Source organism: Mesorhizobium sp. YC-39, assembly GCF_025753795.1.
In the GTDB taxonomy this organism is placed as follows: Bacteria; Pseudomonadota; Alphaproteobacteria; order Rhizobiales; family Rhizobiaceae; genus Mesorhizobium.
The window spans coordinates 226,804-240,281 of sequence record NZ_JAOWPS010000002.1 but is presented as its reverse complement, the minus strand read 5'-3'; the positions used below and the strand labels follow the sequence as shown (position 1 = coordinate 240,281).

14 protein-coding genes are annotated in these 13,478 nt (G+C 63.8%); 5 read left to right on the top strand and 9 right to left on the bottom strand.

The genetic code is table 11. The annotated features are described in order from the left end of the window. Positions 1–36 precede the first annotated feature (36 nt). Genes OHD62_RS10655 through OHD62_RS10645 form a run of 3 tightly spaced genes read left to right on the top strand, consistent with a single transcriptional unit; the run spans position 37 to position 1,688 of the window. Positions 37–363, top strand: a complete 327-nt coding sequence (locus tag OHD62_RS10655) for a PadR family transcriptional regulator (protein WP_097572391.1) — start codon at positions 37–39, stop codon at positions 361–363. Then, on the top strand, positions 360–932 hold the full coding sequence (locus OHD62_RS10650; RefSeq protein ID WP_263782596.1) for a DUF1700 domain-containing protein: 573 nt from the start codon (positions 360–362) through the stop codon (positions 930–932). The genes OHD62_RS10655 and OHD62_RS10650 overlap by 4 nt, the downstream gene beginning before the upstream one ends. Positions 933–980: 48 nt before the next feature. Next, entirely contained in the window at positions 981–1,688 is a 708-nt protein-coding gene (locus OHD62_RS10645; RefSeq protein ID WP_263782595.1) for a DUF2807 domain-containing protein, read from the top strand. Positions 1,689–1,806: 118 nt separating this feature from the next. Here the strand turns inward: OHD62_RS10645 and OHD62_RS10640 are convergent, their stop codons facing one another. From OHD62_RS10640 to OHD62_RS10630, 3 genes are all read right to left on the bottom strand, one after another. Further along, the gene (locus tag OHD62_RS10640; RefSeq protein ID WP_263782594.1) at positions 1,807–2,115 is read right to left on the bottom strand and encodes a putative quinol monooxygenase; all 309 of its coding nucleotides are present in this window, start codon (positions 2,113–2,115) and stop codon (positions 1,807–1,809) included. 49 nt (positions 2,116–2,164) lie between these two features. Beyond that, positions 2,165–2,965: an SDR family NAD(P)-dependent oxidoreductase gene (locus OHD62_RS10635; protein WP_263782593.1), complete on the bottom strand. Its 801-nt coding sequence runs from the start codon at positions 2,963–2,965 to the stop codon at positions 2,165–2,167. A 67-nt stretch (positions 2,966–3,032) separates the two neighbouring features. Further along, positions 3,033–3,470 (bottom strand): DsrE family protein, encoded by a 438-nt coding sequence (locus OHD62_RS10630; RefSeq protein WP_263782592.1) that lies wholly within the window; start codon positions 3,468–3,470, stop codon positions 3,033–3,035. A gap of 95 nt (positions 3,471–3,565) precedes the next feature. Here OHD62_RS10630 and OHD62_RS10625 point away from each other — a divergent pair, with 95 nt between their 5' ends. Continuing rightward, positions 3,566–4,645 (top strand): hypothetical protein, encoded by a 1,080-nt coding sequence (locus tag OHD62_RS10625; protein ID WP_263782591.1) that lies wholly within the window; start codon positions 3,566–3,568, stop codon positions 4,643–4,645. 21 nt (positions 4,646–4,666) lie between these two features. Here the strand turns inward: OHD62_RS10625 and OHD62_RS10620 are convergent, their stop codons facing one another. After that, positions 4,667–5,614 (bottom strand): cation diffusion facilitator family transporter, encoded by a 948-nt coding sequence (locus OHD62_RS10620; protein ID WP_263782590.1) that lies wholly within the window; start codon positions 5,612–5,614, stop codon positions 4,667–4,669. Positions 5,615–5,737: 123 nt separating this feature from the next. Beyond that, a complete protein-coding gene (locus OHD62_RS10615) occupies positions 5,738–7,927 on the bottom strand; it encodes an anthranilate synthase (protein WP_263782589.1) in 2,190 nt (729 codons plus the stop codon). Between the two features lie 319 nt (positions 7,928–8,246). Here OHD62_RS10615 and OHD62_RS10610 point away from each other — a divergent pair, with 319 nt between their 5' ends. Next, on the top strand, positions 8,247–9,017 hold the full coding sequence (locus tag OHD62_RS10610; RefSeq protein ID WP_263782588.1) for an isocitrate lyase/PEP mutase family protein: 771 nt from the start codon (positions 8,247–8,249) through the stop codon (positions 9,015–9,017). Positions 9,018–9,027: 10 nt separating this feature from the next. Here the strand turns inward: OHD62_RS10610 and OHD62_RS10605 are convergent, their stop codons facing one another. The 4 genes from OHD62_RS10605 to OHD62_RS10590 form a co-directional block, all read right to left on the bottom strand. Next, a complete protein-coding gene (locus tag OHD62_RS10605) occupies positions 9,028–10,083 on the bottom strand; it encodes a succinylglutamate desuccinylase/aspartoacylase family protein (protein WP_263782587.1) in 1,056 nt (351 codons plus the stop codon). An 85-nt stretch (positions 10,084–10,168) separates the two neighbouring features. Continuing rightward, positions 10,169–11,347, bottom strand: a complete 1,179-nt coding sequence (locus OHD62_RS10600) for an MFS transporter (RefSeq protein WP_263782586.1) — start codon at positions 11,345–11,347, stop codon at positions 10,169–10,171. Between the two features lie 203 nt (positions 11,348–11,550). Continuing rightward, entirely contained in the window at positions 11,551–12,927 is a 1,377-nt protein-coding gene (locus OHD62_RS10595; protein WP_263782585.1) for an FAD-containing oxidoreductase, read from the bottom strand. Continuing rightward, entirely contained in the window at positions 12,924–13,385 is a 462-nt protein-coding gene (locus OHD62_RS10590) for a DUF4126 domain-containing protein (protein WP_263782584.1), read from the bottom strand. Before OHD62_RS10590 ends, OHD62_RS10595 begins: the two co-directional genes overlap by 4 nt. Positions 13,386–13,478: the final 93 nt, after the last annotated feature.

The window sequence follows — 13,478 nt, the reverse complement described above, 5'->3', positions numbered from 1 at the left end:
GCGTGCTATATACAGATCTCGAATTCGAGACCTGCCATGACCGACTCAATCCAAGTCCAGTTACGAAAAGGCGCCCTCGACCTGTGCGTCCTGGCCGTGCTGTCGCGAGGTGAGAGCTATGGCTATGAAATCGCCAGCACGCTGGTCGCCGCGGTGAGTATGGGAGAAGGCACAATCTATCCGCTGATGCGGCGGATGCAGAACGACGGTCTGGTCGCCACTCGCATCGTCGAATCGAGCAGCGGGCCGCCGCGCAAATATTACCGGCTCACGCCACTCGGCCAGCAGGCCTTCGAAGCCCATCGCCGCGACTGGCGCTCCTTCGCGGGTGCAGTCGATAAACTTCTTGAGGATTTGCCATGACCAGGGATGCTTTCTTGCGCACGCTGAGACTGGGGCTCGCCGGTCTGCCGCCTCAGGAGATCGAGGACATCGTTGGCGACTACACAGCCCATTTCGCCGAATCCGACGCGTCGGGCCGTAGCGAAGCGGAGGTCGCGGCTGCATTGGGCGACCCGGCCCGGCTTGCTCGCGAGTTGCGGGCCGAGGCAGGCTTGCGTCGTTTCGAGGCCCATTGGAGTGTGTCGAACATGTTGGCTGCGATGCTGGCGCTCGCCGGCCTTGCTTTCGTCGACATTGTCTTCCTGCTGCCGTTGCTGATCACCGCGATCGTCCTTGCGCTGGCCCTTGGCATCGCGCTTGTCGCCATCGGCGCACTCGGCATCAAGATCATTCTCACCACGCTGTTCTTCGACATCGGCGGCACAATCACGGTGACTTTAGGCCATCTGTTCATCGGCGCTGGGCTGGTGAGCTTCTTCCTCGGTGGCGGCGCCTTGCTGCTGCTGGCGCTGAGCGCCGGGATACGCGTGCTCGGGCGTTATGCCCGGCTGCATTCCCGCCTGGCTCAACCGGACCATGACCGGGTTTGAGCGTTGCCAAGCTCGAGCAATTTGTCATCACGTTGAAGGAAACGGACAATGACTGGAAAACTGGCATTCATCGCAACGACGGGACTGATCGGCGCGGTCGTCTTTCTGACGCTGGGCGTCGGGCTTTCCGGGCCAGGTTGGGCCAATGCCGGAGGGTGGTGGATTGCGGGCCAGTCCACCTGCGGATCGGCCACATCCACCAGCCGGCAGGTTACTCTGCCCTTCATCGCCAGCGACAGTCTGACGATCGATCTGCCGGCTTCGGTCCACTATCAGCCGGGGGACAAAGCCGAGGCTGTCGTGAGCGGTGATTCAGCTCTGCTGGACCATGTGCGGCTGGAAGGCGGCAGGCTCAGTCTCGATTGTGAGCCGGGCTGGTTTGCGTCCCGGCTCGATGTCAGCCTGTCGGGGCCGGCGATAACCGACTGGAAAGTGCTCGGCAGCGGAGATCTCGCTCTGTCGCAGATCAATCAGCCTGAACTGCGGCTGAGCATCCGGGGAAGCGGTAGTGTCGCCGCCACCGGCATCGCCCAGACCGTCGGTCTGGAAATCTCCGGTTCCGGCTCAGGGCGGTTGAAGAACCTGATCGCCCAATCCGCACAGATTGAGATCCGCGGCAGCGGCGACGCGCAAATTACCGCACAGGCGGATGCGGATGTCTCGATTTCCGGTAGCGGCGATGTCGAGCTGTACGGGCATCCGACCATGCGACGTTCGCAGGTGAGAGGCAGCGGCAGCATAGTGCAAGTGCCGTAGCCTCGGTTGTTTGCAATGTTCGTAATGCGCGCATAGCCGTGCACACGGCTGAAAAACCGGGCCACTGGCAAGTGAGCATTTTTCACAAAAATGCTGAATTCCTGCCCGCTCCCGAGCGTCAGCCGGTCTTGCCGTCGGTCAGGCCGAAACCGCCGACGGGGTGGGTTTCGATCTGGAATTCGAAGCCGGCGATGAAGGGGCGTGCTTTGGCAATCGCTGCCTGGACTTCCGGCAGTTGCAGGGATGCCTTGTGGCTCGCCTGATCGGTCCACACTTCGGTCACCCAAATGGCGTCGGCGTCGGCCGGGTCGGTGGCGATGATGTAGCTCAGGCAGCCGGGCAGGGCGCCGGTGCTGGCGCGCAGCACGTCCATGACCGCGTCGCGTTGACCGCGCGCCGCCCGCATCTTACCGATCAGTCCGTACATCGCCTTCGTCTCCATTCAGATTTCGCGACAGGAGTATGCAGATCGCACATCAAGGCATCAACTGGCCGCCATTCACCTCGATCACCTGGCCGGTGATGTAGCCGCTCAACAGATCGGACGACAGGAACAGATAGGCGCCGACGCAGTCCTGCGGCGTGCCGGCGCGGCCTTGAGGGATGGTGGCGACCATGCCCTTCATCTGCTCGTCGGTCGAATAGCGTTCATGGAAGGCCGTGGCGATGGTGCCGGGCGCCACCGCATTCACGCGGATGCCGAAACCGATGAGTTCCTTGGCCATGCCGCGCGTCACATTGGAGACAAAGGCCTTGGACGAGCCGTAGAGGCCGGCGCCGCCGCCGGCGCCGTTGCGCGCGGCGATCGACGAGGTGTTGACGATGAAGCCGCCCTGGCGCTTCAGCCATGGGATCGCCTTGCGCGAGGCGGTGAGCACGGAACGTGCGTTGAGGTCCATCACCGCGTCGTAATGCGCCTCGGTCAGCTCGGCATAGGGCACGCGGCCGAGCATGCCACCGGCATTGTTGACCAGCCCGTCGAGCCGGCCGAAATGTTGCGCGCTGTCCTCAACCACGCGCTCGACATCGGCGGGGATCGAGAAATCGCCCTGGACGGGGAACACCTTCCCGCCGCCATCCTGGATCGTCCGGCCAAGCTTTTCGGCCGCCTCCTGGCTCGAATTGTAATGGAGCGCCACAAGACATTTCTGCGCGGCATAGGCCAGCGCAAGTGCTGCCCCGATGCCAGTCGACGCACCGGTGACCAGCACCGCCTTGCCGGCGAGATCGGGGATGGCCAGGCCGGGAATGATTGGGGCGGTCGTGGTGCCTGGCACGTCTATCCTCCGGATTTCTGCCCGTCCTTCGTAGGCCCTTGCCGCCTCTGTGTTCAAGCCCTTCGGATCAAGGCCTGAGATAGGCGTAGCCCTGGCGCTGCAGTTCCGCGAGCTTGACGACGCCGCCGGTTTCGGCGGCGTGGAAGCCGTCGAGCAGGTCGGAGAGCGCGATATCCATGCCTTGCATGGTGTTGGCGCAGGCATGCGGGGAAAGTCCGTCGCGAACCAAACCCGAAAAACGGCTGGAAATCGCGGCGGATGCGCTCTTCGATTTGAAAGCGGCGAGTGCTGGTCCATGCACGACCAGCGCGATATCGACGTTGCCGCCGGTGCCGTCATAGTGGTTCTTGATATTGCCGAGCACGAAACCGACCTTATCGAGATCGCTGAGGTGGTAGGCGACCTTTGGCCTTTGCTCTGCCATGGCCGCAGCCTTAACCTGGCGCAGCCCGAAAAGGCCAGCGGTTCCGGCCAGACCCACGCGGAACATGTCGCGGCGGCGCATGACTTCCTCCTGTTGCCGGCCTCGCAAATTGCGTGGCTTCGGCTTCGATCCTAGCATAAATTGAAGCCACGTCCTGTCGGGCAAGGAGGGGTCACATGACGTCGAAGACACTGGCGGGCGCCGGACTTGGTGCTGCCCTGCTCGCGACACTGGCGGGCACGGCCTTCGCCGAGGATGTGCTCAAGCTCACCGAACTCAGCCCGGACGGCAAGGATGCCTGTTTCGGGCGGGTCTATGATGCGGCGCATCTCAAGGCACATCCGAACCAGAAGGTGGGACGGATTTTCTTCTACCATGGTCATGACCCGGTCAGCCATCCAAACGAGGAGCCGAGCAGCGGTCCGTCCGACTACACCGGCTTCATGGCGACGACGGTGCGCGGCGCCAACAAGCCCGAATGGGTCGGCGGCTGGTGCGGCAAGGACGATCCGCAATCGGGCGAGATCCGCTGCGGCATGGAATGCGACCGCACCATGGCCACGCTGAAGCTTGACGAAAAAGGCCGGCTGATCGTCTCCGACGTCGGGCGCGACCTCTATCTCGATGTCGGCGCCGAGGAGGAGCTGGGCGCAAAGGAATACGCCAGGCAGGCGCTTGGCACCGAGGACGACGGCTTCCGGCTCGACCGCATGCCGGCGGAGATTTGCAGGGCCGAGTTCGCGCGCATCGATCCCGTAGACCCGGCGCTGGGGCCGCCGCTGCGCGAGCGGCTGAAGCCGGACCAGCCCTTCTGCTACGGGCGCGACTACGACGACAAGCATCTCGGCTCGCATCCCGATCAGTTGACCCGCACCATCCGGGTTTTCAGAGGGCCGGTCGAACTCGCCTCCTTCGCCAAGGATGGCGATCCGGCCAACTGGCCAAGCGGTGCCGATATTGCCGTGTCCGTTACCACGCGCCAGAAGTCGGCTGAGGTGACGCAGATTTACAGTTGCGAGGGCGAAGCGGACCAGTGGCGCTGTACAGCCAGCGCGAAGATGAGCAACTTTTCCTGCGATATCGCGGCCAAGGAGATCTATCTGCGCCGTGGCGCCAACGGCACGATGATGCTGGCCAATCCCAACAACAGCCTGCCGATCGTCGATCTCTGCTCGAAGGCGGTCGACGGCAAGACCATGTCCGACGACAAGGTTTATCGACTGCAGCCGATGCCGCAATCCGCCTGCGCGCCTTGAGCGGTCCGGAGAGCCTGCAGTCTACGCGAAAGGCACGGCTGTCGTGCCCTTGGGCAGCTTAGCCTCGTCGTCCGGCTCGACATGGATGGTGACGCGAACCGAAGGGATTTCCGCCCTCAGCGCGTCCTCGATACGGTCGCAAATCACATGGCTGGCGCCCACCGACATGTCGGCATCGACGACCAGGTGGAACTCGATGAAGGTGGCGCGGCCGGCAATGCGCGTCTTCAAATCATGCACTTCCAGCGCGCCCTTGCAATTGGCCGAGATGATGTCGCGGATGTGCATGTGCTCCTGCGTATCGACGGCGCGGTCCATCAGCCCGTTCATCGACGAGCCGATGACGTGCCAGCCTTGCCACAGGATGTTGAGCGCGACAATGACGGCAAGCGCCGGGTCGAGAATCTGCCAGCCGGTCAGCACGGCGCCGACCAGGCCGGCGAAGACGCCGACCGAGGTGACAACGTCGGTCATGATGTGCTTGCCGTCGGCGACCAGCGCCGGCGATTTCTCGGCGCGACCGGCACGGATCAGTGTCCACGCCCAGAAGGCGTTGATAATCGTGGCGACGCCGTTGATGGCCAGGCCGGTCCAGGGTTGCTCGAGCGGGGCGGGATGGCGCCAGGACCACCAGACCTCGTTCAGGATCAGCAGCGCCGCCAGCACGATCAGCACGCCTTCCAGAACGGCCGAAAAATACTCGGCCTTGTGATGGCCGAAGGGATGATCCTGGTCGGCCGGCTTGTAGCTGACTCGGATTGCCCAGTAGGCGGCGGCCGAGGCAATGACGTTGACGATCGATTCCAGCGCGTCCGAATAGAGCGCGACGGAACCGGTGACATACCAGGCCGCCAGCTTCAGGGCGAGTACGACGCAGGCGACGACAATCGACCAGAAGGCAAGGCTGGCGACCTTGCGCCTGGCGGCGGCTTTTGCGTCTGCTGTGATCGCTGGGGGAGCCGCGTTCATCCGTAACCCTAGAGCATGATGCCGAAAAGTGTGAAACGGTTTTCGGGCGACATCATGCTCTACCTCTTTGAATTTAGAGCCGGATTCAGATTTCAGGTTGATTCGACCTGAAATCATCCGGCTCTAGGCGGCCTTTTCCCGAGCCTTGCGCGGCAGGTGCGCGACGATGTTCTCGATGATGCGCATGCCGGCATTGTGGCCGAGCGTCATGATCGACTCCGGGTGGAACTGCACCGCGGCGATCGGCTCCTTGCGATGCTCGAACGCCATGATGACGCCGTCCTCGGTCTCGGCCGTGACGATGAAGCCGTCGGGCAGGCGCACCGGGTCGGCGAAGATCGAGTGATAGCGGCCGACCGTCACCTCCTTGGGCAGGCCGGAGAAGATGATGCCCGGCTTCGACACGCGGATGCGCGACGGCTTGCCGTGCATCGGCACATGCAGTTGCCGCAGCTCGCCGCCATAGGCCTCGGCCAGAGCCTGCAGGCCGAGGCAGACGCCGAAGATCGGCAACTCACGCGCGCGCGCCCGTTTGATGGTGGCGGCGCAGTCGAAGTCTTTCGGCGTGCCGGGTCCGGGCGACAGCACGACCAGATTGGGCTTCAGCCGGTCGAAGACCTCGTCCGGCACCGGCGTACGCACGGTCGAGACATTGGCGCCGGTTTGGCGGAAATAATTGGCCAGCGTGTGGACAAAGGAGTCCTCGTGGTCGACCAAAAGGATGTTGACGCCGTCGCCGACACGCGCGGTGCTGCGTTCGATGCTGGCGGCATTGCCTGATTTGGCGTCGCGGATGGCGGAGAGCATGGCGGATGCCTTCAATTCGGTTTCGGCTTCTTCTTCCTCGGGGATGCTGTCGAAGAGCAGGGTGGCGCCGGCGCGCACCTCGGCGATGCCGTCCTTGATGCGGATGGTGCGAAGCGTCAGGCCGGTGTTCATGTCACCGTTGAAATTGACCATGCCGATCGCTCCGCCATACCAGGCGCGCGGGCTCTTCTCGTTCTGCTCGATGAAGCGCATGGCCCATAGTTTCGGCGCGCCGGTGACGGTGACCGCCCAGGCGTGCGACAGGAAGGCATCGAAGGCGTCCATGCCTTCGCGCAGCCGCCCCTCGATGTGATCGACGGTGTGGATCAGGCGCGAATACATCTCGATCTGGCGGCGGCCGATGACGCGCACCGAGCCCGGCTCGCAGACCCTAGACTTGTCGTTGCGGTCGACGTCCGAGCACATGGTCAGCTCGGATTCGTCCTTCTTCGAATTGAGCAGTTTTAGGATCTGCTCCGAGTCGGAAATGGCGTCGTCGCCACGCTTGATCGTGCCTGAGATGGGGCAGGTCTCGACGCGGCGGCCGTTGACGCGCACGAACATTTCGGGCGAGGCGCCAATCAAATATTCGCCTTCGCCGAGATTGATGAAAAAGGAATAGGGCGAGGGGTTGATCGACTTCAGCTTGCGCGAAATGTCGGAGGGCGGCGTCTCGCAGCGCTCGTAGAACATCTGGCCGGGCACCACTTCGAACAGGTCACCCCGCTTGAAGCTCTCCATCGCCTTGCGCACCAGATCGGCATATTCGCCGGGCTCGTGGTCGCCACGCGGCGGGATGCGGTCGGCGGTCTGGAATGGCTCGACGATCTCATCGCGCGGCAGGCCTTCCGTCGAAAACCCCTCGCCGGAATAGTCGTAGCGATCGGTCCAGGCCTTGGTCGAGTAGTGGTCGACAACCAAAATCTCGTCGGGCAGGAACAGCACGAGGTCGCGCTGGCTTGGCTTGCGCTCGAGCTTGTAATCCACCGGATCGAACTGGAAGGCGAGATCGTAGCCGAAGGCGCCGTAGAGACCGAGATTGGCGTCTTCCTCCGTCTTGAACAAAGCGGTGATGGCGCGCAGCACAGTGAAGACGGAGGGAACGCGGCTTCGTTCCTCTTCCGTGAAGACACGGCCGGGCTTGGCGACATCGAGGCAGATAAGTTTCTTCGACGTCTCGGCGATCGTCACCTCGGCAAGGTTGGCAAGCGCCTTGCCGATGACCGGCAACAGCACTTCGCCACGGCCGTTCAGCGCCTCGATGCACATCGCGCGGCCACGCGCGGAGATCACCAGCGGCGGGTCGATGATGGCGGTATCCCAGCGCGTGTAACGGCCGGGATATTCGTAATTCGAGGAAAACACCGCGCCGCGGCGGGAATTCAGCCCGTCGACATAGGCGTCGATCGCGCCCTCATAGGGCCGGTCGTGGCGCTCGCGGGTAATCATCACGCCACCAGCGGTGACGAAGCGCTCCGCTCCGTTTTCGAGAATTTTCGTCGTCATTGCCGTCTCCATCAGCGTATTGGGGCAACGGACCCGGGAATGCCTAGAAAAACAAATGGCCGCCCGGACATTCCGTTGCGGCCACCCTCTATTTTCACGCGAACGCGTTCGAACAGGCCGCTGTCAGCGAGCCCACCACCAAACGGTCTTGATCGAACGCATGTTCATGGCGAAATCCATAGCCGCGAAAGACAGGATGCGCAACAGGTTTGAAAAGCCTGTTCCGTGGCCGCCGCTTCTGCGACTCATGGCACATCGCCAGAGCCTGTGGTCCCGACTACCTTGAGCATTCATCAGCACGAAGATGGAAAAAACACCAATGACCCAGCAGATCGAGCGCGCGCGGACCTTCCATTCCCTTCATGTCAAGGGAAACCCGATTGTTCTCTACAATGCCTGGGATCCGGGCTCAGCCAAGATCGTCGAGAAAGCGGGAGCAAAGGCCATCGCCACGGGAAGCTGGCCGGTGGCGGCCGCCTTCGGATTCGCCGATGGCGAGAAAATCCCGCTGGAGCTGGCGCTCGACAACATCAGGCGCATCGTCGGGGCTGTCGACCTGCCGGTGACCATGGACCTCGAGGGTGGCTATGGCGTTGCTCCGGAAACCGTCGCCGGTACGGTGACGCTTGCCCTGCAGGCCGGTGCCATTGGCTTCAACTTCGAGGACCAGATTGTCGGAGGCAGTGGCCTGCACGATATCGCCGTTCAGATGAAGCGGATCGAAGCTGCGGCAGCAGCCGTCAAGGCCTCGGGTATTCCGGCATTCCTCAACGCCCGAACCGACATATTCCTCAAGGCGAAGCCGGATACGCATGACAGGGCGCTGCTCGACCAGGCGATCGAACGGGCGCATGCCTATGAAAAGGCCGGAGCGAGCGGCTTCTTTGCGCCGGGTCTTGGCGACGAAGGGCTTATCGAGGCGCTCTGCAAGGCAATTGCGTTGCCGGTCAACATCATCGCGCTGGCGCATGTGCCGCCGCGCCAGCGGCTGGCGGAGCTCGGCGTTGCCCGCATCAGCCACGGCCCCGTGCCCTACCGGCAGATGACCGAATGGCTCGAGGCCAAGGCGCGCCAGGCTATTTCTGACTAGGCCGCCTTCCTCAATCCTCCAGTGTTCCCGATCGGGCGTCGGCGCTCTTTTCGTCGCCGACCAGCTTCAGCAGGTCCTCGCCGGCGCGGATGATGCGCCGGGAGCGACGGGTCAGGATGATTCCGGCTTGCGGCGCGAACACTTCCGTGCGGCCATCGGCTTCGCCCGGCCCATGGATGATGGTCGCAAGCCGCGCGCCCTTGGCGACACGGTCGCCAGGCTTCACGTCGTAGAGGATCGCGCCAGCCCGGGGTGACGGCATCATGTCGATGTTTTCGAGCGGCGCGACAGTACCGGTGAAAGGACCGGGCGAGGGCAGGGCCGTATCGGCGATCACGCCGCGCGCCACCAGCAGCCGATAGAGCCCCTCGGCATCGGAGGCGGCCAGAGCACCATCGACATCGAGGATGCCGCGATATTCGACCGTGGTGGCGACGCGCCGGTCGAAGCGCGCCACATCGGCGGGGACGTTCTGGTAGGGCATGATCGAGGCGCCTTCGAAAGTGCCGTCGCTATCCTCGTCCCACAATATCACCGCATCGACGCCCATGGCCGCAGCGCAATCCGCCATATCAGGCCACAGGCTGGTATGGACGTAGAGATAGGCGAGGCCCTCGTCGTCGCAATGCAGGTCGAGCACGATGTCGTGGCCGATCGAGAGCTGGAGCAGGCGCGTCTTCAGCCGCTGGTCGGCCGTGCCGAGCGTCGTGTCCGGCAGCAATTTGGTGTCGGGCGCCGCCAGCAATGGAAAGTCGCGGTTGAAGTTGTTGCGAGTGCCTAGGTGAAAGCGACCCTGGTGCTCGCCGAAATGATACTGGGCGCGGCCGACCGGATTGGCCTGGGGTATGAGGGTGATGTCGCCCTTGATGCGGCCTTCAGCCTCGGCCTTGGCCAGCATCGGCATCAGCGCATCGATGGCAACCACGCCCGGCAGTTCGCCGGCATGAAGGGCTGCTTGCAGATAGGCCGAGGGTGCTGCCTTGTCGGCTCCAGCAAAACGAAACACAGGGAATTCGTAAGAAACCCCCTCGCTGTCGCCGGCGATGCGCTCGATCGTTTTCCGCATGACTTTCTCCATCAAGAGCGAGAAGACATGCCCATCGGAGGTGTCGATGTCGATTGGTCCAGCCTGCCGCGCTATGGGCGCAAGGCTATTCCGCCGGAGCCTGAAGAGAGACGACTGGCGCAGGCCGATCCAGCGCCTGCGACATCACCGCGACGGCGACCGCCAGCAGGGCGAGTGCCGCTCCGACTAGCGGAAGATTGGCGTAGGATACACCGAAGGAGAGGGCCAGTCCGCCGATCCAGGCGCCGCTGGCGTTGCCGACATTGAAGGCGCCCTGGTTCAGTGTGGCGGCAAGGTTCGGCGCCTCGGAGGCCGCCTCGACGACGCGGATCTGCAGCGGCGGCACGACCACGAAGACGAGCAGGCCCCACAGGAAAACCATCGCCACCGCAACAGTGGCGATGGCGCCAAATCCTGTGAAACAGGCCAGCAACAATGCCAGCATCAAGAGCGTGCCGATTACCGTCGGCATTAGTTTCCAGTCGGCCAGCCTGCCGCCGATGATATTGCCGATGGTCATGCCGCCGCCGAACAACAGCAGCACCCAAGTGACCGCTCCGGTTGAAAGGCCGGATACATCGGTGAGATAGGGCTTGATGTAGGTGAAGACGGCAAACAGGCTGGCGGAAGCCAGCGCCGAGATCAGCATGCCAAGCCAGACCTGCAGCTTGCCGAGCACGCGCACCTCGCCGAGCAGGCCGCCGCCACTCGGTTCGGCCACGTCCGATGGCACCAGCCAGGCGATGGCCGCGACCGAGATGAGGCCGATGCCGACCACGGCCACGAAAGTGGCGCGCCAGCCGAAGGCTTCGCCAAGTGCCGTGCCGCCGGGAACGCCGAGGATGTTGGACAGCGTCAGCCCGGCAAACATCAGCGCGATGGCGCTCGCCCGCTTGTTGCGCGGCACGAGACTGGCGGCAACAACCGAGCCGATGCCGAAGAAGGCACCGTGGCCGAAGGCGGTGAAGACGCGCGCGGCCATCAGCGTCCAGTAGTTGGGGGCGATGGCGCAGAAGAGATTGCCGATGACGAACAGCGTTGCCAGCCCGACCAGCACCGGCTTGCGTGGCAGATGCGCGGTGGCGACCGCGATCACCGGCGCGCCAAAGACGACGCCCAGCGCATAACCGGTGACCAGAAGGCCGGCCGAGGGAATCGAAACGCCGAGATCGGCGGCGACCTCGGGCAGCAGGCCCATGATGACGAATTCGGTGGTGCCGATGCAGAAGGACGCAATGGCAAGCGCTAGGATGGGCAAGGGCATGGAGCGTCCAGAATGAATCGGTTCAAGTCGAGATTGTGCGGTGATGTACCGGCGCACAAGCGCGATTGCTGCAATGCAGCAATGCAGAAAGCGAAGGGCAGAGCGCGACTGCATTACATCATGCGGTGGATGCAGAGCGGGCGCCGAAGCGTCCGTCATGGCGCAATCGGAGCTTGGTCGATCCCGATGGAGTCCTGTCGGGCTTAGACCAGCGGCTTCAGCTCCTGGGCAATGGTGGGCAGCAACTCCGAGACGTTGGGGTGGATGTGCATGGCCCGCGCCAGCGTGTCGACCGGCGCCTTGGCATACATAAGGTCGAGCACGCAGTGCACTGCCTCGTCGCCGCCCGGCCCGAGCACCGAGCAGCCAAGAATCTCCCTGGTATCGGCGTCGACCAGGATCTTCATGAAGCCTTGCGTCTCGCCTTTTTCAACGGCGCGGCCAACGCGGGTCATCGGCCGTTGGCCGACCAGCGCGCGACGGCCGGACTTTTTCACTGCCGTCTCGGTCATACCGCAGCGGCCGAGCGGCGGGTCGATGTAAAGCGCATAGGCTTCGATGCGATCGCTGACCTTGCGCGGGTCATTGTCGAGCAGATTGGCGGCGACGATCTCATAGTCATTGTAGGAGGTGTGGGTGAAGGCACCCTTGCCGTTGCAATCGCCCATCGCCCAGATGCCGGGCACGCTGGTGCGCAACTGGTCGTCGACGACGACGAAGCCGCGTTTGTCGACCTCGACACCGGCCTTGTCGAGGCCGAGATCGTCGGTGTTGGGTGTCCGCCCCAGCGCCAAAAGCACATGCGAACCGACCGCCGGCGCCTTGCCCGCGGTGAATGTCACGGCAATGTCGTTGCCCCTCCTGGCAAAGCCGATGTCGTCGGCGCCGACGTGAACCGTGATACCTTCGTTTTCGAGGATAGACAGAATGGCGGCCGAGACATCCTCATCCTCGCGGCCGGTCAGCCGCGGGCTCTTTTCGATGACGGTGACATCGGAGCCGAAGCGGCGGAACATCTGCGCGAATTCGAGCGAGATGTAGCTGCCGCCGACAACGACCAGATGGCGCGGCAGCACATCGAGATCCATCATCGACGAATTGGTCAGGTAGTCGATATCGTGGACGCCGGGCAGGTCGGGCACCGAGGCGCGGCCACCGGTGTTGAGGAAGATTTTTTCGGCGCTCAGCAGATCGTCGCCGACGCGCACGGTGTTGGCGGATTCGAAGCGCGCATGGCCGCGATAGAGCGTGCATTTGTCCATGCCGGCGATCCAGTCTTCCAGCCCGGTGCGGGAGGCGCCCGACACCTTGTCCTTGCGCGCCTTGATCGCTTTATAGTCGACGCCGACGGGACCGCCGAGCGTCACGCCATAGTCGGCGGCGCGGCGGGCGAGATGCGCGGCATAGGCGCTCGCTACCATGGTCTTGGTCGGGATGCAGCCGGTGTTGACGCAGGTGCCGCCGACCAGCTTGCGCTCGATCAGCGCCACGCTCATGCCGGCTGCGTTCAGCCGGCCGGCGAGCGGAGTGCCGGCCTGTCCGGCGCCGATGATGATGGCGTCGAAGCTTTTTGCCGTCATACGACGGCCGCCACGATCAGCAGGCCGCCGATGATCGCCACGGCATCCTCGATGAAGGCGGCGGGCGGGTCCTTGCCGAAAGCGGCTGCAAGCCGACCGCGCGCTCCGGCGCCGCCCAGCGTGCCGATGACCGCACCGATGGCACCGGCGATCAGGCCGCCGATTGTGGCGCCGCCGGTCGCGCCGATCACCGCGCCGGTGAAGGCGCCCATGATGACGCGGGCGCCAAACTGCTGCGGCACCTTTCTGCTCGGCGTCGACGGAAGCTGGTCGGTGACCAGCTCGACGATGGCCAGGATGGTGAAGATGCCGACGGCGGCCCAGTGGCTCATGAAACTGGCCCAGGTGCCGGCAACCGGCAGCCAGCCGAGATACGCGCCCCAGGCAACCGCGGCCGGCGCGGTCATGGCGCGAAGGCCGGCAATGACGCCGATCAGCAGTGCGAGAATATACAGCATGATTGATCCCCTCGATCACCGGTCAGGACAGTCCGGCAAGAGCAGGCTAGCATAGGCTTGGCATTTGACCAGTGGCGACACTGGTGCTTTCCA

What these genes read in the sequence shown, in the direction of transcription:
- OHD62_RS10655 (WP_097572391.1), top strand. Translation starts at nt 37, where the DNA reads ATGACCGACTCAATCCAAGTCCAGTTACGAAAAGGCGCCCTCGACCTG.
- OHD62_RS10650 (WP_263782596.1), top strand. Translation starts at nt 360, where the DNA reads ATGACCAGGGATGCTTTCTTGCGCACGCTGAGACTGGGGCTCGCCGGT.
- OHD62_RS10645 (WP_263782595.1), top strand. Translation starts at nt 981, where the DNA reads ATGACTGGAAAACTGGCATTCATCGCAACGACGGGACTGATCGGCGCG.
- OHD62_RS10640 (WP_263782594.1), bottom strand. Translation starts at nt 2,115, where the DNA reads ATGTACGGACTGATCGGTAAGATGCGGGCGGCGCGCGGTCAACGCGAC.
- OHD62_RS10630 (WP_263782592.1), bottom strand. Translation starts at nt 3,470, where the DNA reads ATGCGCCGCCGCGACATGTTCCGCGTGGGTCTGGCCGGAACCGCTGGC.
- OHD62_RS10625 (WP_263782591.1), top strand. Translation starts at nt 3,566, where the DNA reads ATGACGTCGAAGACACTGGCGGGCGCCGGACTTGGTGCTGCCCTGCTC.
- OHD62_RS10620 (WP_263782590.1), bottom strand. Translation starts at nt 5,614, where the DNA reads ATGAACGCGGCTCCCCCAGCGATCACAGCAGACGCAAAAGCCGCCGCC.
- OHD62_RS10615 (WP_263782589.1), bottom strand. Translation starts at nt 7,927, where the DNA reads ATGACGACGAAAATTCTCGAAAACGGAGCGGAGCGCTTCGTCACCGCT.
- OHD62_RS10610 (WP_263782588.1), top strand. Translation starts at nt 8,247, where the DNA reads ATGACCCAGCAGATCGAGCGCGCGCGGACCTTCCATTCCCTTCATGTC.
- OHD62_RS10605 (WP_263782587.1), bottom strand. Translation starts at nt 10,083, where the DNA reads ATGCGGAAAACGATCGAGCGCATCGCCGGCGACAGCGAGGGGGTTTCT.
- OHD62_RS10600 (WP_263782586.1), bottom strand. Translation starts at nt 11,347, where the DNA reads ATGCCCTTGCCCATCCTAGCGCTTGCCATTGCGTCCTTCTGCATCGGC.
- OHD62_RS10595 (WP_263782585.1), bottom strand. Translation starts at nt 12,927, where the DNA reads ATGACGGCAAAAAGCTTCGACGCCATCATCATCGGCGCCGGACAGGCC.
- OHD62_RS10590 (WP_263782584.1), bottom strand. Translation starts at nt 13,385, where the DNA reads ATGCTGTATATTCTCGCACTGCTGATCGGCGTCATTGCCGGCCTTCGC.